Origin of the sequence: Aminobacterium sp. EBM-42 (assembly GCF_001896635.1) — a bacterium.
GTDB classification, from domain to species: Bacteria; Synergistota; Synergistia; order Synergistales; family Aminobacteriaceae; genus Aminobacterium; species Aminobacterium colombiense.
The window spans coordinates 1-25,990 of the sequence record NZ_MPPC01000012.1 but is presented as its reverse complement, the minus strand read 5'-3'; the positions used below and the strand labels follow the sequence as shown (position 1 = coordinate 25,990).

28 protein-coding genes and 3 tRNA genes are annotated in these 25,990 nt (G+C 44.9%); 4 read left to right on the top strand and 27 right to left on the bottom strand.

Annotated features, from left to right (window positions below; translation table 11 throughout):
• From BUC50_RS04520 to BUC50_RS04505, 4 genes are all read right to left on the bottom strand, one after another.
• Nucleotides 1-95, bottom strand: a 95-nt coding sequence (locus BUC50_RS04520) for a GTP-binding protein (RefSeq protein ID WP_273312201.1), incomplete at its 3' end; no start/stop codon positions are given.
• A 281-nt stretch (nt 96-376) separates the two neighbouring features.
• On the bottom strand, nt 377-1,630 hold the full coding sequence (locus tag BUC50_RS04515; RefSeq protein ID WP_273015383.1) for a hypothetical protein: 1,254 nt from the start codon (nt 1,628-1,630) through the stop codon (nt 377-379).
• Nucleotides 1,631-1,646: 16 nt separating this feature from the next.
• Complete coding sequence (locus BUC50_RS04510) at nt 1,647-2,081, bottom strand: hypothetical protein (RefSeq protein ID WP_013047719.1); 435 nt, start codon at nt 2,079-2,081, stop codon at nt 1,647-1,649.
• A 263-nt stretch (nt 2,082-2,344) separates the two neighbouring features.
• Complete coding sequence (locus BUC50_RS04505; RefSeq protein ID WP_273312987.1) at nt 2,345-2,653, bottom strand: hypothetical protein; 309 nt, start codon at nt 2,651-2,653, stop codon at nt 2,345-2,347.
• A 1-nt stretch (nt 2,654) separates the two neighbouring features.
• Between BUC50_RS04505 and BUC50_RS04500 the strand changes: the two genes are divergently transcribed.
• Nucleotides 2,655-3,659, top strand: a complete 1,005-nt coding sequence (locus BUC50_RS04500; protein ID WP_213700808.1) for a response regulator transcription factor — start codon at nt 2,655-2,657, stop codon at nt 3,657-3,659.
• A gap of 33 nt (nt 3,660-3,692) precedes the next feature.
• On the opposite strand, the gene BUC50_RS04495 is transcribed toward BUC50_RS04500, so the two are convergent.
• On the bottom strand, nt 3,693-4,082 hold the full coding sequence (locus BUC50_RS04495) for a nucleotidyl transferase AbiEii/AbiGii toxin family protein (RefSeq protein WP_013047717.1): 390 nt from the start codon (nt 4,080-4,082) through the stop codon (nt 3,693-3,695).
• Between the two features lie 151 nt (nt 4,083-4,233).
• Between BUC50_RS04495 and BUC50_RS04490 the strand changes: the two genes are divergently transcribed.
• On the top strand, nt 4,234-4,428 hold the full coding sequence (locus tag BUC50_RS04490) for a hypothetical protein (RefSeq protein ID WP_148211307.1): 195 nt from the start codon (nt 4,234-4,236) through the stop codon (nt 4,426-4,428).
• A 647-nt stretch (nt 4,429-5,075) separates the two neighbouring features.
• Here BUC50_RS04490 and BUC50_RS04485 read toward each other — a convergent pair.
• The 22 genes from BUC50_RS04485 to BUC50_RS04380 form a co-directional block, all read right to left on the bottom strand.
• A tRNA-Thr gene (locus tag BUC50_RS04485) sits at nt 5,076-5,151 on the bottom strand.
• Between the two features lie 16 nt (nt 5,152-5,167).
• Nucleotides 5,168-5,253, bottom strand: a tRNA-Tyr gene (locus BUC50_RS04480).
• Between the two features lie 15 nt (nt 5,254-5,268).
• Nucleotides 5,269-5,344, bottom strand: a tRNA-Thr gene (locus BUC50_RS04475).
• A 66-nt stretch (nt 5,345-5,410) separates the two neighbouring features.
• Complete coding sequence (locus tag BUC50_RS04470; protein ID WP_013047716.1) at nt 5,411-5,710, bottom strand: PG0541 family transporter-associated protein; 300 nt, start codon at nt 5,708-5,710, stop codon at nt 5,411-5,413.
• Between the two features lie 5 nt (nt 5,711-5,715).
• Entirely contained in the window at nt 5,716-8,820 is a 3,105-nt protein-coding gene (locus BUC50_RS04465; protein WP_286677184.1) for an efflux RND transporter permease subunit, read from the bottom strand.
• Entirely contained in the window at nt 8,817-9,908 is a 1,092-nt protein-coding gene (locus BUC50_RS04460) for an efflux RND transporter periplasmic adaptor subunit (RefSeq protein WP_024823044.1), read from the bottom strand. Before BUC50_RS04460 ends, BUC50_RS04465 begins: the two co-directional genes overlap by 4 nt.
• Before the next feature lie 18 nt (nt 9,909-9,926).
• The gene (locus tag BUC50_RS04455) at nt 9,927-11,258 is read right to left on the bottom strand and encodes a TolC family protein (protein ID WP_286677183.1); all 1,332 of its coding nucleotides are present in this window, start codon (nt 11,256-11,258) and stop codon (nt 9,927-9,929) included.
• On the bottom strand, nt 11,248-11,859 hold the full coding sequence (locus BUC50_RS04450) for a TetR/AcrR family transcriptional regulator (protein WP_024823046.1): 612 nt from the start codon (nt 11,857-11,859) through the stop codon (nt 11,248-11,250). The genes BUC50_RS04455 and BUC50_RS04450 overlap by 11 nt, the downstream gene beginning before the upstream one ends.
• 120 nt (nt 11,860-11,979) lie before the next feature.
• Nucleotides 11,980-13,332, bottom strand: coding sequence for a magnesium transporter (mgtE, locus tag BUC50_RS04445; protein WP_286677182.1), 1,353 nt, complete (start codon nt 13,330-13,332; stop codon nt 11,980-11,982).
• A gap of 268 nt (nt 13,333-13,600) precedes the next feature.
• Nucleotides 13,601-13,996: a 30S ribosomal protein S9 gene (rpsI, locus tag BUC50_RS04440; RefSeq protein ID WP_013047710.1), complete on the bottom strand. Its 396-nt coding sequence runs from the start codon at nt 13,994-13,996 to the stop codon at nt 13,601-13,603.
• A gap of 21 nt (nt 13,997-14,017) precedes the next feature.
• On the bottom strand, nt 14,018-14,449 hold the full coding sequence (rplM, locus tag BUC50_RS04435; RefSeq protein WP_013047709.1) for a 50S ribosomal protein L13: 432 nt from the start codon (nt 14,447-14,449) through the stop codon (nt 14,018-14,020).
• 159 nt (nt 14,450-14,608) lie between these two features.
• The gene (locus BUC50_RS04430; RefSeq protein ID WP_013047708.1) at nt 14,609-15,652 is read right to left on the bottom strand and encodes a nicotinate phosphoribosyltransferase; all 1,044 of its coding nucleotides are present in this window, start codon (nt 15,650-15,652) and stop codon (nt 14,609-14,611) included.
• Nucleotides 15,653-15,664: 12 nt separating this feature from the next.
• Complete coding sequence (gene secG, locus BUC50_RS04425) at nt 15,665-15,889, bottom strand: preprotein translocase subunit SecG (protein ID WP_013047707.1); 225 nt, start codon at nt 15,887-15,889, stop codon at nt 15,665-15,667.
• A gap of 63 nt (nt 15,890-15,952) precedes the next feature.
• On the bottom strand, nt 15,953-16,543 hold the full coding sequence (gene rdgB, locus BUC50_RS04420) for an RdgB/HAM1 family non-canonical purine NTP pyrophosphatase (RefSeq protein WP_013047706.1): 591 nt from the start codon (nt 16,541-16,543) through the stop codon (nt 15,953-15,955).
• A complete protein-coding gene (gene rph, locus BUC50_RS04415; protein ID WP_013047705.1) occupies nt 16,506-17,288 on the bottom strand; it encodes a ribonuclease PH in 783 nt (260 codons plus the stop codon). The genes rdgB and rph overlap by 38 nt, the downstream gene beginning before the upstream one ends.
• A gap of 18 nt (nt 17,289-17,306) precedes the next feature.
• A complete protein-coding gene (locus BUC50_RS04410) occupies nt 17,307-18,032 on the bottom strand; it encodes a GerMN domain-containing protein (RefSeq protein ID WP_041459301.1) in 726 nt (241 codons plus the stop codon).
• A gap of 47 nt (nt 18,033-18,079) precedes the next feature.
• Nucleotides 18,080-19,681: an N-acetylmuramoyl-L-alanine amidase family protein gene (locus tag BUC50_RS04405; RefSeq protein ID WP_273312819.1), complete on the bottom strand. Its 1,602-nt coding sequence runs from the start codon at nt 19,679-19,681 to the stop codon at nt 18,080-18,082.
• 58 nt (nt 19,682-19,739) lie between these two features.
• Nucleotides 19,740-21,098, bottom strand: a complete 1,359-nt coding sequence (locus BUC50_RS04400; protein WP_013047702.1) for a TldD/PmbA family protein — start codon at nt 21,096-21,098, stop codon at nt 19,740-19,742.
• On the bottom strand, nt 21,095-22,135 hold the full coding sequence (gene ltaE, locus BUC50_RS04395) for a low-specificity L-threonine aldolase (RefSeq protein ID WP_013047701.1): 1,041 nt from the start codon (nt 22,133-22,135) through the stop codon (nt 21,095-21,097). Before ltaE ends, BUC50_RS04400 begins: the two co-directional genes overlap by 4 nt.
• 63 nt (nt 22,136-22,198) lie before the next feature.
• The gene (locus BUC50_RS04390; RefSeq protein WP_013047700.1) at nt 22,199-23,026 is read right to left on the bottom strand and encodes a PHP domain-containing protein; all 828 of its coding nucleotides are present in this window, start codon (nt 23,024-23,026) and stop codon (nt 22,199-22,201) included.
• A 25-nt stretch (nt 23,027-23,051) separates the two neighbouring features.
• Entirely contained in the window at nt 23,052-23,570 is a 519-nt protein-coding gene (locus BUC50_RS04385; RefSeq protein ID WP_013047699.1) for a YfcE family phosphodiesterase, read from the bottom strand.
• Nucleotides 23,571-23,576: 6 nt separating this feature from the next.
• Nucleotides 23,577-24,620, bottom strand: coding sequence for a homoserine dehydrogenase (locus BUC50_RS04380; RefSeq protein WP_013047698.1), 1,044 nt, complete (start codon nt 24,618-24,620; stop codon nt 23,577-23,579).
• A 155-nt stretch (nt 24,621-24,775) separates the two neighbouring features.
• On the opposite strand from BUC50_RS04380, the gene BUC50_RS04375 reads away from it, so the two are divergent.
• Together BUC50_RS04375 and BUC50_RS04370 are read left to right on the top strand one after the other, a co-directional pair.
• Nucleotides 24,776-25,144: a hypothetical protein gene (locus BUC50_RS04375; protein WP_013047697.1), complete on the top strand. Its 369-nt coding sequence runs from the start codon at nt 24,776-24,778 to the stop codon at nt 25,142-25,144.
• Between the two features lie 21 nt (nt 25,145-25,165).
• Nucleotides 25,166-25,927 (top strand): beta/alpha barrel domain-containing protein, encoded by a 762-nt coding sequence (locus BUC50_RS04370; protein ID WP_013047696.1) that lies wholly within the window; start codon nt 25,166-25,168, stop codon nt 25,925-25,927.
• Nucleotides 25,928-25,990 lie beyond the last annotated feature (63 nt).

Sequence of the window (25,990 nt, the reverse complement as noted above, 5' to 3'; positions counted from 1 at the left end):
ATCGCTGCTGTAAGTGTCGTCTTACCGTGGTCAATGTGTCCTATGGTGCCCACGTTAAGATGGGGCTTCGCTCTTTCAAATTTCTCTTTTGCCATTTTTTCTCAGGCCTCCCTGCATATATAGAATCTTCGCCCTTCCAGGCTCTGTATTCCTTCGTTAAAAAAACCCCTATTTACTGAAGAGATTTTATCATATGAATCAAAAATATCCATATCCGCCCATAGGAAAAGACCCAGAAGTACATCCCTTCCAAATCTACCTTCAACAACATGGCAGATCCTTCTGAACTTCCGGCTTGTTTTTATTCAATGAGAGTAAAAAGACCCGGCATTATGCCGGGTCTTACAAAACACCTGCTAAATTATAACCGAATTCATCAAAAGCTGCCACTGCAACCTCCGCCACTTCCGCCTCCGCTATCGTTGCCGCCGCCGCTTCCGCCTTCTTTCATAACACTGTCAAGTTCTCTGTTTATTTCGTTTGCCTTCTCATCATTTCTATTTTCTTCTTCTCCCCAGAAGCCCATAGCATCTGATACTGAGGAAAGCCCGCCCTGCACAAATTCGGCTGTGCTTGATGACTGGGCAAGACCCGGGAGACCTACCGTAATATTGACCGCTGACACAGCGTTACCCAAATTTTCCAATCTTTCTCTTTCACCCGCATCTATGCCGGAACTCGTGTCATCCTTAACAGCTTTGACAAAGTCATCTGTAGCACCAATGATACTAATGGTTCCGCCAAGAATACCCACGCCAAGGCCAGCCACCCCTACGATCGCCGCGCCAGTAGCAGTAACTGGCAATGACCCAATAGCGATAACCCCCAAAGCGGCTCCGCCAATAGTACCAGCCACAGTGGCCCCCAATTTTGCGCCAGAAGCCAGGACTTGAGCGCCATAGCTGCTCTTAAAAGCCTCCCAAGCGCCTGTTGTTTCCACAAGCGACCTCTGATCAATGGCAAGCTGGGCTGTGCCAGACGCAACTCCCACATTGGTCATAGTGTTCTCAAGCCTGTTCATAACATCCATAGGAGCCAAATTTGCACTCATCGGTACTCCTTGTGAACTTGCCCATGCTGGCGTTCCATAAAGGGAGGCCAAAGCCTCAGCAAATATCGAACGCTCTTCTTCATCCATCTGCAACATTGCTAATTTAGCATATCGTATATTTCGAGAATAACGATTGGCACTGGACTCTAGAGCTTTTAAATTCTGCGTTATCTGGAATCGCAGATTTTTGAGTTGCTGCGAAGAGGGTTCTTGTCTCTCTTTCCCCTTCCTGATGTAGTACCGAAGGCTTAGCTCCGCGCGAATAAAGGCTTCTCGAAAGTTTTCATGTTCCTTGGCCATGGCTTTTACATAGATTGCGGGGATTCCACAGGAAGCCACCAATTCGCCATTTTTTTGTGGAGACTGCGGCGCGGGAGCCAAAGCTTGTGCCGGAGCCGCAGGAGGAGGTACCGGTGCCGCAGGCGCAATGGTTACTGGCACACTAGCTCCTGGAATATCGCCTATTTTCTGTTCATATCTTGATCTGAGGGCCGCATCAGCAACACCAACTATCCCTTGAAGACAAACTATAACGGTAAGGACAGCGCTCAGCCTCTTTATTATTTTTGTATTCTTCATTTCCTCTTCCTCCCCCCTATTTGTTTTTTAGTTCTTCGGGTAGCTTGTTTGCAATCAGGGCGGCAAGAGTTCCTTGTTTTACGGGAAGCCATGCCTTGCTGCCTTCACGATATATTCCGTCTCCGTTAGGGCTATGGACAATAGACACTTTTATCTGATATTTTCCTGTTTTCGTATTGAGGACAAAAAAGTCCATGCCATACTCTATGGGCTTTTTACGATATTTCGATGGCATATTTTTCAACACCCACGCTTTGCCTTTTTCAGAATAAACACTTTTGACCCAGCAAGAGATCTCATCCTTATTTTTATTAAGAGTTCCCTTGTGAAGATACATATCAAACCCATCATCCTTATAAATCCAGACAAACTTCTCTTCCGCCCCACAAGCACTTCCCGCAAAAAAGAGCACTAGCAGCAGAAGCCCAAAAACACAGAATTTTCTTCTCATTCCTTTACCTCCCTCCATGAATTCCTCTGGAAGTTAACATATGAACCACATCGGATAAAGGATGAATTTTCTCACCCCTCCATGAAAATCCTGTTACAATAAGGCTTGAGACCATATACCTAATAAGGTTGGTGAAAAGGAAAAATGAAAACACCTTACGACAAAGATAAATATTTCCTTTTTTTGATTATAGTTGGACTGGGGCTCACGACTGCCTGGAGCTGGGGGACATTTCAGGAGGGACACCTTTTTATACAGTTTCCTCAGCTTCTTTCCATATCACCAGAACATGCTTTTTTCTTTTTCCCTTTATTCAATGCTATCTTTTTTACCCTGATGGCAAAATATACCTTCTTTTTCAATGGCAATAAATTCTTTAAACAGCTTTTACTCTTTAGTGTTTTTTCTCTCTTTCTTTTGCTGCCTCGAACCCCTTCCCACTTAAGTATATGGATGGACTTTGCAAGCATCTCGATTGCAAGCGCAGCCCTTGCTCTTTTTGATGGGGGCTGGATGTGGCTTGGAACAAATCTCTCTCCCCAAAAAGCAGTTCTTGTTTTTTCGGCAGCCAACATGCTCGCCTCTCTTATTATGGCAGTTCACCCCTGGTTCCCGCCTTCATTTTTGCTGCTTATAACAGGAGCATTTCCCCTGGTTTCTGCACTTTTTTGGGGAAAAAGCTTTAATTTCTCTTTCTCTTCTTCAGAGCCCCCCCACCTGCGGCCTCAGACATCCTTTAAGGGTAAATGGCTTGCCCCCCTGCATTTTGGGCTGGCAATACGGATCTTTCTTTTCTTTTTGGCCTGCAGCATCTTTCATCATCATATTTTGAGCAGTTCTGGAACAGAAACCATTTCTCATTTCTTTTTCTCAGAACTTATGTACGGGGCAGGAGCTTTAACGGCAGCGCTATTGGTTTATAAGATTCCAAAAATAAAATTGCGGCACATTTATATCTTGGCCCAAATACTTATTGGAACCGGATTCCTTCTGATCTCACCTTTTTATGGCTTCTCTGGCTGGATCAGCATACTTCCCATAACACTCCTCCAGTTCGGATTTGGGTGTTTTGGTGCTTATGCCTGGGCGACTTTAGTTGGTTTGGCTTCACGAGCTCCTAAAGAACATGCCCTCTCTGTCGCAAGTAAGGGCCTCGCTCTTATCGCCGGATCTGTCTTTATAGGTCAGAATCTTATTTTTCTCTTGAACCGCGTCTCAGGAACATGGAACATTCCAAATAACCAGCTCCTGTGGGTCGCCGGTGTAATTTCACTCCTGCTGGCAGGACTTTTCTTTCACGATAATCCCGAAACTTTTGCAAACGAAAATCTTGATAAACAGGAGAAACATGGCCTCGCTCCTCTTTCTCAAACTGAAAGACACCATTTGTTACTTTTGCCCTATGATCTCACGAAGCAGGAAACAAAAATTGCCCTGCTGCTGGCAGAGAACCTCAACAATAGCGAGATCTGCGATAGCCTGAATATCTCTGAAAACACTTTAAAAACCCATTTGAGAAACATTTATCGCAAGACAAAGGCCTCTGGAAGAGAAGACGTGCAGAGAATCTTTTCGTAAAGGAACCTCTCTCCTAGATAAAAACACAAAAAATCATCCTCGGTGGACATACATCTGATCGCCATCCTCCGAATAAACCTTGATGCATATTCCTGTCTGCACCCACGGTTGGGAATAAAATTCTTTAAAGTTAAAATTATCTGCGATCATTGAACGCTGCCAAATTTTTTCTTCGACGTTCCAGCGATAACCACTAGCTTTAAGCTGATCACGCCGCGCCTCAAGCATCTCGCCCCGCGAAGTTTCTAAACAGAAGTCCAAATCAATATCTACAGACAACCGAGGGCATTCGAATATCACCAGGTTGATAGCCGTCCCGCCCTTAAATCCGAGGCTTTTATAAAGAAAGGGGTCTTTCTCTATGAAATGCAGGACGCGCGTGAGACGGCATACCTTCTCAAGGGTGTTTGCAACGAAGCCCATCTTTTTATATAAAAACCCTTTGCCGGATTTCCTATATTCCTTGAGGTATGAAACCAGTTTTTGTGCGCTCAGCCAGCGGGGGAGAATGGCCTCTATGCAGTTTAAAACCTCCTCGAGGCCCGCAATCTTATGTATATCATCAATGCTGTCGATGACAGTACGCTCAGCGAATCATCCCGTCGTATTTTGTTTCAACCCCGATATCGAGGCGCGACGGTATGTAACGGTAGGTGATGCCGTTGTATGTGAACTCGGAAAACTTTTTGTTGCCGGAGATCGCGACGTACAGTTCGTAAAAGACCTGGTTTGTCATCCCGGTGAAACTGAAAGGCCGAATGATGGGTGACGCAGGCCTCTGGAACGATATGGCTGGCAATCACGAAACGGTCCGCTAGAGGCTCGCCTGTCTCCATGCTGATGGAAACGAAGAGGTTCCGCCGGACACTTTCAATGTACCCTTTCTTTTTATAGTTGTTCAAAAGGGATTTTGCGGTCTCTTTATTCCCTGTCAATTTTTCACATCCTGCCGTGTGAAACATTTCATATCGACGAGCTTCTCATAATACTTCATCGTAATTTCCCCTTAAAAACAAAGTGCTTAACACATTTTAATATCTAATTAAGCGAAAAGAGGCCAATATTTCAACCCTTTCTCGCCAAAACAGATATAAACGTATAGTGTTTTCGTATTATTTTGTGAATATATGCTATTAAATTCCCCCTTGTAAGATAGGCAAAACTTTCTTGGTTGAGCATCAATCCACTTATCTAAATCTTCTTTTACGTATCGCCGGGCTTTTCCTACACAAATATGCGGTGGTGGGGCCCCAAACGATTTTTTATCTGGCCGGTCATGCGGATAGTAGGAAGGTTGCCTGCTGGTGGGGAGTTTAAACAAGACAATTTGGCAGGAAAGTTAAATTGTGCAAACAGTCATATGACATACAAATAGAAAAAGGGTCCCGAAAATAACCGGGGACCCTTTGCTAACACTGGAGCCGACTTCCGGACTCGAACCGGAGACCCCATCCTTACCATGGATGTGCTCTACCTGCTGAGCTAAGTCGGCTTTCATAATATATAAATGGTGGTGGGAGTAGGGTTCGAACCTACGTAGGCGAACGCCAGCAGATTTACAGTCTGCAGCCTTTGACCACTCGGCCATCCCACCACGTTGTCAATTTACTGGAGCCGGCACCCAGACTCGAACTGGGGACCTGCTGATTACAAGTCAGCTGCTCTACCAACTGAGCTACACCGGCTCGCCGCTGGTATATTATAGCGGGAGAAAAGAATCTGTCAACACCAGTCATCAACAGAGCATTATTTTACATTACTTTTTTTGCTTCTGCAATAAAAGCTTTTATCCCTGCCTGCTTTATATACGGTTCTTCTTCTAGGTGTTCGAGTTTCTCTTTTAAGACCAAAACATCTTCATCATCACAAAAGACCATAAAAGCCCAGTCTTTGCCGGGATATATTGCATCATCCCAATGGGTTTTCCCACTCTCGTTATCACGGAACAAAACATTTTTCCAAACAAAATATCCCGTGATTCCGTTTTTATTGAGAACATCCATGAGGTCTTCCGCGACACTTTCATTACAAAAAATCCAGAACATCTTCATGCTGCCTAAACCTCCTCTGCCTCAGCGAAACGCTTTTTACGACGAAGCTTTTCTTCAAACAAGCTGTAAATTACAGGTACAATTACTAACGTTACTATGGTAGAAACGAGCAATCCTCCCATTACAGAAATTGCAAGCGGACGCCAGAGTTCTGCTCCCTGGTCCTGGCTAATAGCCATTGGCAACATGCCAAAAAATGTGGTGAGTGTCGTCATTAAAACAGGGCGTAAACGACGTTCCCCTGCCTCAAGAAGAGACTCTCTCAATTTTAAGCCTCGAGCTCTGAGAAGGTTGATATAGTCTACAAGTACAATGGCGTTATTGACCACAATCCCGACCAGCATAATGACCCCGAGCAGTGCTTGTAACGAAAGATACATCCCCGTCAGAAGATAGGCGAAAGCCACGCCAGTAAGGGCAAAGGGGATGCTGAACATGATGACAAAGGGATCGAGGTAAGCTTCATATTGCCCTGCCATAACCATATAGACCAAAAGGACCCCCAACAAAACTAAATATCCCATTTGACGAAAAGCCTTGTCTTTTTCTTCCACCTCTCCACCAAAATCGATGCGAATATCTTGAGGGATATCCATTTTTTCGATAGTTGCTCTTGCATCTTGCGTCAGCTGGCCTAACGATCTCCCATGAACATTTGCTTCAACGACTACATAGCGCTGTTTATTTTTGCGCTGTATTTCCGGTGGACCTACTGTGTCATTTAGTTGTGCTACTGTAGAAAGGCGAATAAGCTCCCCATTTACATTCGGAACCATCAGACGATTTAAAACCTCGCGAGAGTTTCGTTCATCAGTGTTCAACCGAACTCGAATGGGATAATCATCATCACCTTCCCAATAACTTTCGCCTGTTTCATATCCGTAATAATACGTCCTCAGAGTCTGTGCAACAGATGCCGTACTTACACCTGTCAAAGCCGCCTTTTCTCTATCAACCTGTACCCATACTTCTGGGCGATTTTGTTTTTGGCTCAACGTCACATCAACAGCTCCTGGTATCTTCATGAGGCTATTCTTGATCGTATTTGCCGTTTCTATAACATGATCAAGGTTGTCTCCATATACTTCTATATTCAAGGGTTTCGACCCAAGCAACATAGCTTTAATAGGAGACGTGACCACAACTGTCATTTTTTCAATGCCAGGTTTTGTTTGTAGCCAATTACGCAATTCATTGGCTACTTCAAAAGCACTGCGCTCTCTTTTCTTTTTCTCTACAAGCTTAAGCCCCACAGTTCCCACGTTAGGACCAGCTTCTTGCCCGACAGCTACTGCATAGCCCTTCTCATGCCGGCCATCATAAGCAAATATATTTGTTGCCTCCGGTACTGTTTTTTCAGCATATGCCATTATTTCTTTAAGAAGTTCTTCAGTTTTTTCAATCCTGATTCCTTCTGAGAGTGTAAAGGTAATGGAGATATCTCCCGTATCCGGTTCCGGTGTCAGTTCAGTACCTATGAAACGAAATCCAGTTAAAGTAAGAACCAAAAGCAATATAGCTGCGGCAATAACTTTTTTCCTGTTAAAAAGGCTCCATGAAAGGATGTTCTTGTAACTTTGTTCAAGCCATACGAGGAGTCGTTCCGTATATTGGTGCATTTTTAAGCGATCTTCTTCGCGCTTGAAAAACCGGCTTCCCATCATTGGAACAAAGGTAAGACTGACAAAGAGCGATGCCATAACGGCTACAACCATCACAATAGTCAATGCTGAAAAGAAAACACCCACAAGCCCTGAAATAAAAGCTAACGGGAGCAACACAACAGCCGTGGTAAGCGTCGAAGCGAAAAGGGCAGACTGTACTTCCTGTGCACCAAGGATACTTGCCACATTCCGTCGCTCTCCAAGTTCTAAGTGGTAAACAATCTGATCAGTAGCGACAATGGAATTATCCACAACCATGCCACTTGCTACGGCTAGAGCTGAAAGAGTAAAAATATTGATAGTGTAGTCGAGCCATCCCATGATTATAAAAGTGATGACAAGAGAAAAAGGGATAGCTCCACAAATAATAAGCGATGCCGGAAGCCGTTTTAAAAAGGCCCACGTCACAAGAAAGACCAACAGTATTCCGCTAAAGAGAGAAGACCCTAAATTTCGTATAGAATCTTGAATAAAATCAGCCGCATTAAGCCCCACGTGATATTCCACATCGCCTGGGAACTCCCGGGCCTTCATATCTTCCATTTTCTCAAGGACAGCTTGGCTCACTTCTACCGTATTGGCATCACTGTTTTTAAGAACAATAAGAATTACAGACTGCTTCCCTGCGTGAAATCCCTGAATATCAGGATCTTTAAAACTATCGGAAATAGTCGCCACATCGGAAAGATATACTGGTCGCCCTTTCGATACACCTACAATTACTTTGTGCATATCCGCTACACTTTGGAATCGACCAGGAACCCGTAGATAATACTCAATTCGCCCTTCTTTTAGAGACCCTGAAGGAATGTTAATATTCTCCCGTTCAAGAGCTTGCACTACTGATTGTGGAGCTAGTCCATACGCTTCAATTTTATCTACATTGAGTTGTACCTGTATCTCCCGTCGATCCCCACCGTAGATCAGAACTTGCCCTACACCAGAAATACGGGAAATTGTTTCGGAAATAGTTTTATCTGCATAATGATAAAGACTGGGAAAGGACTCGTCTGCCGTTAGAGACATTACAAGGACAGGAACCGTCCCTGAAGTTATTCTCAACAAAATTGGCTCCTCTGCATCGCTAGGTAGATCTCGTTTAGCGAAGTTCACCGCATCTCGAACATCTCCTATTTTGACATCCAAGTCTTCCCCCCAATCAAACTTCACGGAAACAACAGATATGTTATCTTGGGACTTTGAAAGGATAGTATCTACCCCTTCTATCATGGCTATGTGATTTTCTACTATTTTGGAAACTCGCTGCTCTACATCGCTAGCAGAAGCTCCTGGCCATGAAGTCAAAATATTAATAACTGGAGGTTCTATTTCAGGCAATAAATCTACTTTTAAAGATGTGAAAACAATACCACCAAGCAATATGACTACAAGAAAGATCATAAGGGTGGTTACTCGCCGCTTAACCGAAAATTCTGGAAGATTCATCGCTGAACCACCTCAATTGGCGTTCCTTCAGAAAGTTTCTCCGAACGGGTAATGATAACTTTATCGGAAGGAGATACTCCTTCGATTACTTCAATAGCATCTGGTCCTTCCTCTCCAAGAGTAATTTGTTTTGTTTTAGCAGTCCCATCTTCTGTAGCCACATAACAAATGGGCAGACCAGTACCTGCCATTTTCATAACGGCGTCTAATGGAATACCAAGCCCTTCATGAGTTCCCGCTTGAATTTCTACTCGAGCATACATTCCAGGTTTCATAAGAGAAAGAGCATCAACAGCAACCTCTACTTTTCCTGTTCGAGTAGTAGGATCCAAAATGGGAGAAACTCTAGAGACTTTTGCTTTAAAAGAACGCCCAGGGAAAGCATCTAGAGAAATGTGCGTTTCTTGCCCCGCTCTTACCTTTGAATACAGTTTCTCTGGAACTACTCCCACAGCCTTAACCTGTTCCTGCTTGGCTATCACAAAGACAGGGTAAGAGGAGGTGGTGTCTCCAGTATCCACATTTCGAGCTGTAATAATGCCCGAAATCGGGGCCTCTATTCGATGATATCCCTTCGTTATCTTAAGCTGTTCCAGTGCTGCCCTCGTCTCTGCCACTTGCCTGACAGAGGTTTTATACTCTCCTTCTACATGATCATATTGTTGGCGACTAATAACTTCTTCCTTGTATAGTTGAGAAAATCTTCGATAATCGTTTTCCGCAGTCTGTTTATAAATTTCAGCCTTAGCAAGGCTTGCCTGCGCCTGGCTTATCTGCTGCTCTATAAGACTTGTATCAAGAATGGCGAGAATATCTCCTTCCTGTACTTTGTCACCTTCATGGACAAGGACTTGAAGAACCGTTTTACTTGGGACCTTACTAATAACAGCCGCTTCTTCTTCCGGTTCAAGAGTAGCCACAAAACGGACAATATCTACAAAAGTACCCTGTTTTGGAGAAACAACCTCTACTTTTACCCGCTCTATTTCCCCCACAGCACTTTCTATTTGGTGCTGCTGATAGGCTCGAAAACCTATGAGGGCAATAAAGATAACGACTACGCTAAAGAGCATCAGACTCTTTTTCACTCAAAATCACTCCCGTTCCTATTGTTCAGCTGTATTTAGAGGAAGGCCTACTGCATATAAAAGTTCTGTTTTAGATATGTGCGTATCATAAACTGAGTCAACAAGCTGAGTCCGAGCATTAGTGAGAGCTACGCGAGCATCAAGAACATCTATATTTGTGCCTACCTGAGAGCCGTACCGTTTTAAAGCCATACGATAGTCTTCTTCTGCACTTTGCACCTGATCCGTAGCGACGGATATTCGTTGCAAAGCAGATTCAAGGTTAAGTTTTGCGACAGAAACTTCCAAGTTAATTTGTTTTTTAAGGTCCTCTGCCCTGAAAAAGAACTCATTGGCGGCAGCCTTCGCCTCTTGGGCCTTGGCCTGACTCGCTCCACCATCGTAAAATTTCCAAAGAGCTGTAAGAGAAATTTTCCAGTCATCTTTTTCACTCGGGAAAAAAGTGTCATCAGCAACATAACTCTCAGCCTGTAAAATCACCTGCGGTTTGCTTTGTGCTGTTGCTGCCTTAGAAAGGGCAAGAGACGACTGAACGGCAAAGTCTAGTGCTTGAAGCTCCGGTCGAGTATCTAGGGCGAGAGAAAAAGGATCCTCAACCACAGGAACATCAGGCCGAGACTGATCTGGGTCTGGCAAAGTATATTGAGAACGTAGAGAGGCCCCCACAGCTCGTTCTAAGGCACTCCATGCCACATCTACTCCGTTAACAGCCTTTATTCTGTTTAGTTCGGCTTCTGACACATCTACGCGAATTCGCAAAACTTCATTTTTAGCTACAACGCCATGATTATAAAAAGACTCCACTTGCTTCAAATGTTCTTTAGTGAGTCCTAATACATCTTCCGCTACAGTAAGTTTGGCTCGAGCTCGCTGAAGATTGTAATAACTTGCTAAGACATTGCTTTCCACTGTCTGAGACACTCTGGTCTCTTGTGCTTTTGCTCCCTCTAAAGCCAGCTTCTGGCTTCGTACAGAGTTTTCTACAGCGCCACTACTGTAGAGAAGATAATCAAGAGACAGAGCTGCACGATAAGTTTTTTCAAACCCAGCTATAGCCGCTCCTCCTGTAGGAATTACAGGATACCTCGGCTCCTCCCCTAATTGTTGGTACGTTAAAGACGCTGCCAATTGGGGTTTTTGCGCCGATTTTGAGCCTAAGTATCTGGCTTGAGCCTGATTCACTCGCTCTGCCTCCGCCGCCAGGATTGGATTGTTTTCCTTTGCAAGCTCCAATACTAGCGCCTCTGTGAGAGATTCTCTTTCCTGAGCCCATAAAATGCGTTCTTCTGAAAAAAGGCAGGCAAATAGGGTTATTAACGCAATCGTATAAAAGTATTTTCTATGGTGCATATGGTGCTCCTCCTTTAAGAACTCGTATTACTAAAAATTTCCAAGAACGTTTCGCCTCATCGGCTGAGAGAGTTGTTCCTACGTTAGAAACTAATCCAGCAATAAAGTTCTCGAAAATTCGAATCAGTTCTTTAAGAGAAAGTCCTCCCGCCCCATCTTTCAGGGAGGGGTACATCTTCATAAGAATAGACTCAAATTCCTCCACAAAGGATAGGCTGATAAGGCGATTTAAGTCCTGAATTTCCGTATTACCCCTAATAGACTCTAAAGCCATATGGACGCTGAACATTCGCCATAACTGGTCTTTCATCATTGCATCAATAAGCTGTTCTCCCCGAGCGATAAAAAGCCCCTCCCGTTCCTCAGGCTTTTCTGGCTGATCTGGCACCATAATATGGCGGATGCGCCCTACCTCTCCCTTTAAAACAGCCCTATAAAGATCTAATTTTCCTGAGAAATGCCAGTATAAAGCTCCCTTACTCAAATTTGCTTCCTTAACAATGGAATCAATGCTCGCTCCATAAAACCCTTTTTCCGCAAAGTGTTTTCTCGCTATAGACAATATGAGGGTTCTCGTATCTTGTGCATTATTTTCTTTCAAACACCCACCTCACGACCGTTCGGTATGTGGATATCATAGGCCATACTGATCGGTCTGTCAAATGGAAGACATAAAAAGCGGGTTACCCTGAAAAGGATAACCCGTGCCAACTAGAGTCTTTTAAGAAAGGGATAAGATGTTTCGAGCTATTTCAAAATAAACGATGAGCCCAAACACGTCTACTAATGTTGTAATAAAAGGACCTGACATAATAGCTGGGTCTATATGAACCATTCGAGCTATAAAAGGCAGTAGAGTGCCCGCCATATTTCCAAGCAAAACAACAATAACAATGGCAATAGCTACAGTGATCGCCAGACCATATCCTGTATTAAGCATATAGGCTCTTCCAAGGCCAAGAATTGCTAAAGCCGACCCTAATAATATTCCTGTTAAAGCTTCCCTAAAAATAACCTTGCCTATATCCTTCCACTCTATATGCCCAAGAGTGAGACTGCGAATGACAAGAGTAGAGGCTTGAGTGCCGGCATTTCCACCAGTATCAATAAGCAGTGGGATAAAAAAAGTTAATGCTACCACGCTTTGTATAGCAAAAGAGTAGTGCTTAAGAATAGCAGACGTTGCAGTCTCTGTTAAAATACAAATGAAAAGCCACATGAAACGTTTTCTTGCTAAAGTAAAGATACTCGCATCAAGATAGCTTTCTTCTACCGGCTGGATACCTGCCATTCGTTCGAAGTCTTCCGTTGCCTCTTCCTCGATGATGTCAAGAACGTCGTCAAAGGTTATTATGCCAACAAGCCGCTTCTCGGTATCTACGATAGGAATGGCCTGCAAGTCATATTTCGACATGACCTGAGCCACTTCTTCCTGGTCTGTAGTCGTTGTAGCGTAGATAGGATCATCCATAACAGCCCCCACCAAGGTGTGAGGTTCTGCCATAATAAGGGTTTCCAGATCGACAACGCCTTTTAGGTAGCGTTGTGTGTCAACAACAAAACAAGTGTAGATGGTTTCTTTGCTGCGCGCATTCCTCCGAATTCGACCAATAGCCTCTTCTGTTGTCATTTCCTCTTTCAAATCTATATATTCCGGGGTCATTATTCTCCCCGCAGAGCTTGGGGAATAATTCAGCAGCATGTTTGCTACTTTGCGTTCATCTGGGGAAAGGCGCAATAGAAGTTTTTTCACGGTTTTCGCGGGCAGTTCATCGAAAAGAGCTGTTCTGTCGTCATCTGACATTTCTTCCATAATTTCTGAAACTTCACTATCAGAGAAATGGGCCAGCATTTCTTCTATCTCTGTGCTGTCCATAAACTCAAACACTTCTATGGCCAGGTCTTTTGCTAAAAGCCTGAAGAGAAAAACCCGTTCAACAGGAGGTTTTTCACCCATTATTTCAGCAATGTCAGCAGGCTCCATAGTGCTTAGCAGCTCTTTCAAACTTTTAAACTTTTTAGCCTGGAAAAGCTTATCGATGCTTTCGAGAAATTTGTGGTGCAAATCATTCATCGGCATCTCCCCCCTTTGTTACAGTTTTTTTAAAGGGTGAGAATCAGTTCACACCCGACGGGCGTCGGGCGTTATCGAACCTGCCATGAGGAGTGAAAACGTACTCGACGCCAGTTAGTTCATTAAAATTTTAATGTAGTTACACGATAAAGGGACTAAACCGCTATCCATGTGTCGCTCCTTTTAGAAAAGAAAGCTGCTTTAATTAAGATAGCATACGGGGCTTTTTAGCAAAACGCCCCGTATGTATTGTGTTTTTTGTAAAAAACTAACGTTTGGAGAACTGACGAAGCCCACGAGCACCTTTCTGACCGAATTTCTTTCTTTCGACCATGCGAGGATCCCGAGTAAGCAACCCAGCTTTTTTAAGAGCGGGGCGCAGTTCCGGATTCAGTTTTAAAAGGGCTCTTGCTATACCAAGGCGAACTGCTCCAGCTTGCCCGGTAAGACCGCCCCCATTGGCACGGACAAAGACATTCACTCTACCCTCAATACCCGCAACTTTTAAAGGGGCAAGGGCCTGAGACTGCCAGACCTCGCGAGGGAAATAATCTTCAACCGTTCTTTCGTTGATTTCTATAGATCCATCACCCGGGCAAACTCTTACTCGAGCAATAGCATTTTTACGTCTTCCTGTTCCCCAAAAATAGGAAGGAGTTGGCATTCTTGTTCCTCCTTTCTCAAATTAGATATCAAGAGCTACAGGCTGCTGAGCTGAGTGCGGATGATGATCCCCTGCATATACCTTAAGTTTCCTCTGGAAGTTAAGGCGTGATTTGGGAAGCATTCCCTTCACGACGAGCTCCATAAGCCGCTCTGGTTTTTTTGCAATCATTTCACCGTAGGTCTGGCTCTTAATACCGCCAGGGTGCCCCGTATGGTGATACCTTCTGGTGTTCATTAATTTATTCCCCGTTAATTTCACCTTCTCTGCGTTAATAACGATGACAAAGTCTCCACAATCAACGTGAGGGGTGTAGGTTGCTTTATGTTTTCCCATGAGAATTCTGGCTACCTTTACAGCAAGACGTCCCATAGGTTTATCGGTAGCATCTACTACATACCACTCGCGAACAACTTTTTCACGAGTAGCCATGTAGGTACGATTGCTTGCCATGTTCATTTCCTCCTTTAACTTCAAGTAAATTTATAGAGAAAAGTTCAAAGAACGCCGACTCTTGCGGAAGCTGCATTCTTTTAGCCGCATCAGGGAATGGTGGCGGCATTCCCGCTAAAAAACACATCTTCTTCACAAAAAGGCATTCGTAGAACCAGCTTATTTTACACGTTTTAGCCTCGGGTTTTCAATAATCCCTGGCAATCTTCCTCTTTTTGCTATAGGAATTCCATCTACAACCTTCAAGTCCATGGTCATATCTCGTGGAGTTCCATGGGCAATATAACTTCCTACGCCAAAAGAATCAACCCCTGCTTCAGAAAGAACTCTAATTCGTTCGGGGTTAAGGCCACCGGAAGCAATAATCTTTACATGGGAAAAGCCTGCAATATCTAAACGATAACGAACCTCTCTAACCAGTTCAGCAGTAACTCCCCCACGTTCTCCAGGAGTGTCAAGACGAACTCCATAAAGACGATTTCCGAGTGCTTGCGCTACTCGCAAAGACTCTTCCGCTTCATCCTTAAAAGTATCAATAAGGACAATTCTAGGCTCTCCTTCAGGAATTTCTTCATCATAGAACCTAGCCAGTTCAACTGTATCTCCAACAATAAGGACGGCAGCGTGGGGAACGGTCCCCATAGGATTGTGGCCAGCCAGTTTCGCGCCAAGCATGCAGCTCGCGCCGGAGCATCCGCCGGCTTCCATTGCAACACGCTCCATAACAGGCGCAATAGCAGGATGGACATGTCTCGCCCCAAAACAAAGGACAGGCTTGCCATCAGCTGCCTCTACGCACTGCCGAGCAGCTGTGGCCCAACCGCTTGAACTAGCCAAAAAACCAAGTAAGACGGTTTCATACAACCCAAATTCAGAATAAGGCCCGCTTATTCTCATAACGACTTCTTTAGGAGTAAAAGTGTCTCCTTCGTTTAAAGAATAAACTGAAACATTTTTATGTCTCAAAATTTGCATTGCCTCGGTCAAACCGGCATAAACGCCATTACCTCGAGCAAAGAATTCTGCAACCACAGGCGTATTAATCTTTCCGGCCCGGCGCAACACATCTCTCGTTTTCAAAAAATACACATCGGTAGTGAGGCCGCTCATGATTTCCTCGTGAGTGGCACTGTACAAACGGTCCATATCAACCGTAATAGAGGAGATATCCTCCAGGGAATCAAGATTCCCGTTTTTTACCATATCCATTCTCCTTTATTTTGACATCATTACGAGGACAAGAGACGTTAGCATGAAAAGACTGGTCAGAACAACCGTTATTTTCGTTAAGCCACTCAATCGCTGCCACTGGCTTCCACCCATGTCAGCTTGCGTTCCACCGCCAAAGATACCCGAAAAGCCGCCTTCTTTACGTTGCTGAAGAAGTACTATGCCAATCAATGCAATACTTAAAACCATATGCACGACGCCAATGAACATTTTCACCTTCTACACCCCCTACACACTATACGACACTGAAAATACAGACAGTAGATTATTTTATCATATTTGTTGATGAATAATATGTATTAATTGATAAGAAGCTATAGCCCTATGGGATATTCGAGCTTTTATTTTATCAGGAAGGTCTGCAAAAGGACGTTCGTACCCATGGGGAATAAAAAGCGGATCGTATCCAAAACCGCCTCTACCGCTCCTCTCGTGAGCAATCCTTCCCCAGCACTCACCTTCTGTAATCAAAACCAGTCCATTCTCTGGAAGGCAAAGAGCGAAGGATGCCACGTATTTGGCTACCCTATCCTCAATTCCTTCGAGGGATTTTAAGAGCCATTCATTCCTCCCATCTGTAGAGGGGGCTACCCGTGCGGAAAAGATACCTGGCTTCCAGCCTAAGGCACGCACTTCGAGACCGCTATCATCTGCTAAAGCAGGTATCCCTGTCTTTTTTGCCCACGTCACAGCTTTGATATAGGCATTCCCCATATAGGTTTGTGCTGTTTCTTCTACATCAATGGCCTGGCACTCAGGGCCAAAGATAAGATGTATCTGGAGAGGAGCAAGTAGTTCCGCAACCTCTTCGTACTTGTTTCGATTACTACTTGCAAAAACTACAGATTTTCCCGACGCAAGCATGTCGTTCCTCCTCGCTAATCTGAAGAACCTCAGCTTGACTGAACATTATAGTTTGAATTCCATCTTCAGCCAGATCGAGCATAGCGTCGAATTCATCCCTGGCAAAAGTCCCCCGCTCCCCTGTGCCCTGTATTTCAATAAGCTGTTTGTCCCCGTTCATCACCACATTGCAGTCTACATCAGCGCAGCTGTCTTCTTCGTAACAAAGATCAAGAAGAAGGCTTCCTTCTATTTTCCCTACACTGACGGCGGCCACAAAAGACTTTACCGGAATTTTCTCTATCACGTCCTGGGCTTTCAGGCACCGCATAGCGTCGAATAGGGCTACAAAGGCTCCGGATATGGCTGCTGTACGCGTTCCACCATCTGCCTGGATAACATCGCAGTCAAGCCATATGGTTCTCTCTCCCAGAAGAGAAAGATCCGCGGAGGCTCGAAGAGAGCGGCCAATAAGGCGCTGTATCTCATGACTTCTCCCGCTAATCGCTCCTTTTGAGGTCATCCGTGATGTCCTCTCTGCTGTAGCACGAGGCAACATAGCGTATTCTGCGCTTATCCACCCCTGGCCAGACCCCCTCAGAAAAGGAGGAACCCTGTCTTCCACAGACGCCGTGCAAATGACTTTCGTATCACCAAAGCAGGCTAACACTGCCCCTTCGGCATAACAGGTAAAGTGACGCTGGAAGCTGATGGGACGTATTTCATTGAACTTTCTGCCGTCACTTCGAAGAAGAGTGTCTTCCATCACCACAGTCCTTTCTCTTTATGAACGCAGTTCCCAGGGAACTGAAAGATTTACAGGCGCGCCGCTCTGAGGAATCTTTCCTTCAACAAGGAAACGTACCTTTGAAACCGGGGAAAAATTTTCTTTCAGAGTCCGAACAACACCTGTAATGAGCAAGGTGCTAGTTTCTTCTCCAAGAGCATTCAGTGCAGACATGAATCCTCCGCTTATATCAACGTAAGCTGTATCACCGTTCCTGAATATATGGAGGATGTTGACCCCGCGCAAAGAATCTCCGCACTCTTCAAAGAGTTTGAGAATGAGTCGTTCCATGTCATCTTCCATAAGGCTGGAAAGAACGACAATGTCCTTTCGCACCACATCGCCGTTCATGGGAATATATAGAGGGAAGGTGACCTTTCTTCCAGCATTTGTTTCTGAAGCTACGAGCTCAGAAAGCTCTTGCTGATTTTGAACAATTTCCTCCTGGCGGACAAGATTTTTTTTATTTAAAACTTTAAGTGTAAATGATGTTCCCCAATAACCCACCCCGAAAAATAAAAACAAAAGGGCCACCCATGCGATGGCACGGAGGGCAAGAGGGGCTTTTTTTGAAGACTGCTTATCGGCATAACGTCTTCCTCTTCTTGAACGAGGTTTGGGTTTATGTATGGTTTTTGACTCTTCTACCTGTTCGTCGATCTCCTTACGAATTGTTAAATCATCTTCAAAATCATCAATGAAATCATCTTCTCTACGAACCATTTCGTATAGCGCAAATGCGCCACACACCTCCTTTCGCACTCACCATTCTATCTGCCATTAAAATACGTTTCTACACCCTGTGCAATGGCTTCTGCAAACTGTTTCTGAAAAGATGGCGTCGCAAGTTTTTTTGCCTCGCTACGCTCTGTTAAAAAACCTGTTTCTATAAGAACTGCCGGCATAGTGGCCCCTCGCAACACAAAGAAAGGAGCCTGGGCAACCCGCCTCATATTTATTTTCTGCTTTTGCCCGGACTTGAATAAATGCTCCGCGACTTCTGTACTATCGCTAATTTTCGCATTTTGTTGCATATTCCCAAGAATATTTAAAAGCATTTTAGTCTTTTTATCCACCTGGGCTGAACTTTCGCTTCCATTATCCCCTGTCAACTCACGGTTTTCTATCAATGCGAGCTCCATTGCATCTTTATCAGTGGGCAATGCCATAATATAGATTTCTGTCCCATTGGCATGTCTTCCTTTAGGAAGGGCGTTGGCATGGATGCTGATAAACATGTCAGCTTCCCATTTGTTGGCTAAATCCGTACGTTCCCCTAACTTGAGATATACATCCGTATCACGAGTGAGACGAACTCTGAACCCTCGTTTCTTGACACATTCAGCCAGCTGTCTCGCATATTGCAGATTCAAATCTTTTTCGCGGTAGCCATTCGCCACAGCTCCAGGATCTTTTCCCCCATGACCAGCATCTATTACTACAAGAGGCGCGGATTTCCGAGGAACAACCTTTGCAGGAACAAAAACTGGCTCCTTCGGTTCTGAGGCTTGCTCTGCCACTGGTTTTGGGGCTGGTTTCAAATTTGACACTGCCACTGGCGCAGGCAAGACTTCATTCTTTGGGTTGTAAATATCGACCACGAGCCGAGCAGGGTTAGGAAGGGTGAAAACCTTTAATTCTCCTCCCTTTATAGAGCTCAGCGTAATAATATATTTTCCTTCAGAAGACGCAGTTTCTATTAGGACGTCAGTAGGGAAGGGTGAAAGGGTTTCTGTCTTAGAAAGACTGCCTTCCGTAAAGGCTATCGATACATTTTGCCCCGTTTGACTTGATTGAGGCTCTGTCTCCCCCTGGTAATCGAAAACTGCCCTTATTTTGTCGTCATACCGTCCCCATCTCAGCGCTTTCAGTTCACAAGGCCTCATTCCGCCTGAGGAAACCAAAGAGGCAGGTGTGGAAGATGGCACGACGGGGATACTTGCAGGCAAAATGGCTGCTTCTGCCTCATCCTGCTTTTTCTCAGGGTTTTTCACATTCTTATTCAGAGAAGAAGCCTCTACTGCATCTCCAGCCCAGGATAAAGAAGCGGCGGACCCTGCAGCCTGATAAAGAGCCTGGAGTATTTTAATGGCGGAACGAGAATCCAGCCACCAGTTTCCTCCTTCAAAGACAGGTGCTGATGCCATCGGTACTAGTTGAACATCTAGCCAGACGGCCGTCGCTTTATTAACAAGCTGCAGTTTGTTGTTCTTATAAAAAATTAGCAGGGTATCATCTTTGTGTTCGAGTTTCAATTGCAGAAGACGCCCCATGACACCAATAGAAACCATGGTCATTCGTCCATTATCCCTAACAGGAACTCCGCCGAGGATTCTGCCATCGAGGGCAAGATTCCAGGCCGAATCAGCCATCACTGGAGTGACAGATAAGAAAAGACATAATATGAGAAGAAAAGAAAATATGAATTTTTTATAACCCGGCCGCTGTAACATTATCGATCACCATAGTGCACCCTCCAGTATCGCCAAAAAAGGAAAGGTCGTTGCCTATAAAGACAATGCGGTTGAGCAAGTCGAGCAAATTACCAGCTATGGTCATTCCCGCAACGGGTTGGGCAAATAAACCTCCAGAAAGGCTAACACCTTTTATGCCGAGAGAAAAATCGCCGCTCACAGGATTTACGGTGTGAAGGCCAAGAAACTCCGTTATATAAATTCCACTTTGAACAGAAACAAAGATTTCTTCACTGGAAATATTTCCTGGCTCCATATAAAAATTTGAAATATCCACATCCGGGAGGGAGGAAATACTTCTTGCGGCATTTCCAGTAGACTCTACACCGTCTTTTTGAGCATGTTTAAGGTTGTAGAGGTACCCTTCTACAATGCCCTCTTTCATTAATACGGTTCTTTGACTGGGAACACCCTCTCCATCAAAGGGCACAGTCCCGAGTTTTCTAGGCATCAGCCCATCATCTACAAGAGATAGAAGAGGACTCGCCACCTTTTTACCTAACTTCCCTTTGTAGAGGGATCGATTCTTATGTACATTCGACGCACAAAAAAGCTCACCTATCACAGAGAGAAGAGAAGCGGAAACTTCTGGAGAAAGGACTAATGTATAACGCTTCGTTTGAATGGGACGACCGCCTAAAGTACAGGCTGTTTGTGTTACCGCTTTTTCAACAATACGTTGAAGAGAGATATCTTCCAGGAATCGGAAGTCTTCTCCGTATCCCCCCATCTCCATATTTACCCCATCACTCATGACAAGGCTCAGGCCTGCTGCTACGCCGCTTCCATCATACCAACCTTTTACTCCGGTAGATGCCATGTAAAAGGTTGCCCCTTCCCCATCATTCCATGACGCACTCCGCACAGAGAGAACCCTCGAATCCTTTTTTTTTGCGAGATGGGTCATTTCTGCACACCATTCCTGACGCTGTTCCGGAAGGATAGCGGAAATTTTTTCATCTTTAAGCTCGAGGTTTTTAGCATAAGAAGACTTCCCATTATAAAGTACAGTCCATGGGTCAGGTTCAAGATTAGCGCAATTATGCCAACTCCATTCCACAAGCTGCTGTAAAGAAGATCTGTTGAATGTGTTAATATGGGCCACTCCCTGACGCCCGTCTCTATCAAGTGTACGTATTCCTACGCCCACGGAAAAACCCGAATTGTTCTGTTCTGGCTTTTCATCCCTTAAAGAAAGACTGTGACTTGATCCAAAGTAAAAAAGGATGTCAGCTCCACAGGCTCCTTTTTCAAGAGCTTCTTTTATTGCTAATTCAGCATAACTTTCTACTTCATCACGGTCTGGAACGATCATTCTGGTTTCTTTACCTCTTCTACTATGATTTCTGCGGCTTTCACTGCCTGCTCCTTCGACACATCAAGATGGGTAACAAGACGTACACGGCGTTCTCCCATGGCTGTGAAATAAACTCCCCGACGGGCACAGCTATCTATAAGCGTGGATGCAGTGGGGCCATTTTCGGGAATAGAAAAGAATACCATATTCGTTTGTCTGCCCTTCTCCTCAACGGCCAAACCGCCATCCTGAAGAATATAGGCTATGCGTTTCGCATTCTCATGATCTTCAATCATTCTATCGATATTATGATCTAAAGCATAGAGTCCCGCTGCGGCAATGACCCCTGCCTGACGCATTCCTCCTCCAACTCGTTTTCTCCAATGCCGGGCGCGGTCTATAAAATCAGATGAGGCACAGATAACACTTCCTACGGGAGCCCCTAACCCCTTGGAAAGACAGAGCTGAACCGAATCTACACGGGATGTATAGACAGAGATGTCTGCTCCCCAGGCTAACGCCGCGTTAAAAAGTCTTGCTCCGTCAAGGTGAACAGGCAAACCCATATCTTTTGCCTTTTCTACTGTTTCTGCGAACCTTTCTGGAGAAACAGCAATGCCTCCGCACTTATTGTGGGTATTTTCAAGGCAAAGAAGCCTGGCGGGAGCATAGTGGACATTTTTAGGAAGACACTTTTCACCAATTGATTCTGGAGAAGGGATTCCTGACGAATCGTCCACAAGCATAGGGAAAAGCCCGCCAAGAGCGGAAAGGCCCCCCCCTTCGTAATTGTTAATGTGAGAATAGGTTCCGATAATTACTCCGTCTCCCCGATTACAATGTGAGAGGAGAGAAACAAGATTACCCATGGTTCCGGAAACTGCAAACAAAGCGGCTTCTTTCCCTGTTATTTCTGCAGCTTTCTCTTCCAGCCGCAGAACGGTCGGATCCTCGCTATAAACGTCATCTCCTACTTCTGCCTCATACATTGCCCGACGCATTTCCTCGCTGGGTTTTGTAACGGTATCGCTTTTAAGGTCGATGGGAAAGTACATCTAAGTTCTCCTCCTTAACGTCAATCTGTGTCTTTTAACCTTATTACGTATAATACCATCAATCTATAGGGATATACCTAAACGCGCCCATGGTAGAAAGTCAAACTTTACCCGTATCCCCATAGAAACTCCAGGTCTATTGGTTCCGTGGAAGTCAGATCCCGCAGTAGGGAAAAGGCCCATTTCTTTAGCAATGCGCAAATATTGAAACACCTGCTGAGGAGCGTGACTGGGAGCCAGGCATTCCATCCCCCACAAACCGAGCTCTTTTAATGAACTCAAAATATCAACAAGCTCTCCATAATCATCTGTTGTCTGAACCGGATGGGCAAGAACGGCAACACCCCCTGCCTGATGAATTGTTTCAATGCACTGCTGGGGAGAGAGCCGGTAGCGGGGAACATAGGCAGGTGCCTCTCGCCCGAGGTATCGCTCAAAAGCGGCTCCCATGCTCTGCACATATCCTTTTCTGATAAGGACCCTGGCTATATGGGGACGTGCTATGACCTCTCCCTGGGCCTCAGCCTGCACTTCTTCTATGGAGATGGACAAACCCAGCCGCTGAAGCTTTTGGCAAATTTTGTAGTTTCGCTCATCCCGACCTTCCCGCAAATGCTTCATATGTTTCTGAAAAAGAGGAGAATCCACATCGATTCGATACCCCAGAATATGCATAACACTATGGAAATCCGCAGAAAGTTCAACTCCAGCCACACCACGGACTTCTCTTCGTGCGCATGTCTTTAAGAAGGCTTTTACTCCCTCTGTTGTGTCGTGGTCAGTCAAACTAGCCACAGATAGTCCCTGGCTTTTTGCTTTGAAAGCAAGGGCCCGGGGTGTAATAGTTCCGTCAGAGCATGTGCTGTGAAGATGTAGATCGATGAAAATCATGCTTCTACCCCCTCTGCTTATCTATCTACCAAATTTCATAGTGTAAAAGTTCACCATCCAGCGTGATGATCTGTATTATACTTTCTTCTATCAACGCGACGCTTGCCGGGTCACGCCCTCTTGGCAAGGATGCGCCCCCAGGGTTTAGAAACCATGTTCTCCCTTCCCTGACAAGGGAACCTACATGGGTATGGCCCGTTATCACTAGGTCTGCACGGGATCGCAAAGCCAACTCCCTGACCTGAGAAAAGTGAGAGCCATGGCTCAAAAGTATGAGCTTCCCGTGCCACCAGATCATTACATAAGGAGAAAGGATGGGCCAGTTAAGACTTTCCTGGTCCTTTGGAAAATCACTATTCCCCTTAGCAATGAGAACAGGTACGGAAGAAATATTTATGAGATCCGCAAGGCCTGTATCAATACCGCTTTTCAATACATCCCCTGCATGAAGGATAGCTTCCACGTCCCCCCATATCTTCAACGCTTTTTCCCAGGCATCGGCATGTCCATGAGTATCGGCTATGACACCAAGTCTCTGTGACACTAAGCTTCACCTCCTCATAGAATTAGCAATGGAAAGAACATCCTGCAAAAGGGCAAAAGCAGCGAAGCGGCTTCCTGCTCCTGCTCCTTCAATGCAAATCTCTCCCATGGTGTCTGTGCAGAGAACAGCACCGTTGGTTACCCCATAAAGAGTTACGAGAGGATGGTTTGCAGGTAACGCTGTAGGAGCTACTTCGATCTTAAAGGAATTTTGCTTCCTTTCTATTTTTGAGAGAAGGCGGACAACGCCACCCTTTATTCTTGTCATATTTAGCATTTCGGGAGTTACTTCGCGGATTCCCCTTACTTCTATCATATCTTTTGTAAGTCTGGGAGCTCCCATAATGGCCTGAGCGACTATCATCGCTTTATAGGCAGAATCCCAGCCGTCAATATCCACACTGGGATCGGGCTCCGCATATCCCCGCCGTTGGGCATCAAGCAAAGCATCGTCAAGGGTGCTCCCCTGACGCATCAATTCAAGTATGTAGTTGCACGTGCCGTTTAATACTCCTTCAAAGGAAAGAACTTCCGTAGCGGGCAAACCGTGGCGAAAAAGAGAAAATAGGGGGGTCCCACACATGACCGTTCCCTCGAATAGGAACTTCGCCCCTCTTTCACGGGCGAGACTTGATAATGAATGGTACCAGAGAAAGACTGGGGACTTGTTACACGTAACGACAGACTTTCCCCGAGAAAGGGCTTTCTCCATATAGGTGCGCGCCGGCTCCCCCGTTTCCAGGCTGGAAAAGGTTGTGTCTACAAGAATGTGATAGTCACCGTTATTCAGCAAATCTTCCAGGGTGGGGGATATGTAGAGGCCATTGCTTCTGAGGCAATCTATACGTCCTGTTTCTTCTTCAGCCCTGAAAACAGATGGCATATGCAACCCCTCTTCTGAATAGAGGTTGCCCCTTCTCTGGGTCGAAATTCCCTTTATCTGAATGGTGCATCCATATTCTGAAAAAATCTTGTCACCCTTCCTCTCTAGAAGAGAACAAAATTCCCTCCCCACATTCCCGAAACCTAGAAGAAGAACTGAGATCTTCATGCATACTCCTCCAACGCGTAATAAATAATGCCCTCTAGTCTGGATATTGCTTTATTCTATCACTTCAGAACAAAAAGCCTTCGCCTTATCCTCTTCATGTTGTATTATTGTAGTGAGTTAACCAGATTTTTTATTAATTGAAGGGAGCACTATTCATGAGCGAAGAAGTTTCTCAAGCAACTCTTTTAAAAGAGCTGAAAAAACTTATCGAATCATCATCCCTCGCGACCGCCCGGTTAATAGAAGCTGTTTCCCTTAATTCACAGCTTGCTTCTTCAACAACTCCTGAAATGCGGGAACTTTTTACACAATGGCTGAACTGTGTATCCGGAGAGGTCATGAACTCTATAGAAGAAAAAGGGATTATCTGTTTGGAAGACATTTCAAAAAACATAGGAATTTCAGAAACTACTACCCTTTCCTTGCTCTTATACTTGCAGCGTCAAGGGGCCATCATAGTGAAAGAAGTTACCATAAAGAAAGGTAGGGGAGAAAACCAGGAATTGTGTCACTGTCTTCGTTAATAAATATAATGAGGTGATGATATGGCTACTGATTTGCAACTATTATCAGAAAAGGCTCACCGAAGAGCAGCTCTTGCGGAAGCAGGGCTGGGAAAGTCGCTGCCCTTTCATATCCTCTCTGAAAAAATGTGCTACCTTTCTTATTATGATATTTTTTATGAAAAGCAGTTTGAAAAGAGTTATCGGCTTTGTATTGAGAACAACATCCACACTTTTTTTATTCCACCTGTACTATTGCCCTTCGTTCTTGATTACTTTGCAGGAACGAAGCTAAGGATAGGGACTATTATTGATTACCCCTATTCGGGGCTTCCGCCTTCTATTAAAGGGGATCTCATTCGCTGGGCAGAGGATAATGGCGTAGAGGAAATTATTGTTACCCTTCGTGCAGATGTTATGCATGAAAACAAGGGACGTGAAAAAGTGCGCCAGGCCCTCCTCTCCTATGGTAAGTGCCTTGGCTCAAATATTCCCCTTTACTTCGCCTTCGATGGGCATTTTCTATCTGAAGGTCAAATTATCACCTTTGTCAGATATTCGGAGATGGCAGGCGTTTCAGGGGTAATTTGCCTGAACCTCCGGCGGCGGCTCAATATTCTGAGGGATGTGGCAGTAGTACGTTCAGCCACGCCTAATTCAATGTCTGTCGGTGTTTTAGGAAACATTAAAACATGGCAGGAAGTTGAAACACTAAGTGCCGCAGGCGCAGACATCACGGTCACCATGTGCGACCTTGAAGATTTCCGCTACCCCCTTGGTTTTCGGAAGAGTGATCAGGTCTGATTTTTGCGTTGTCTTTATGGAATTTATTGAATATCCGGGGTTTTCGAAGGCGATTTGGGGTGT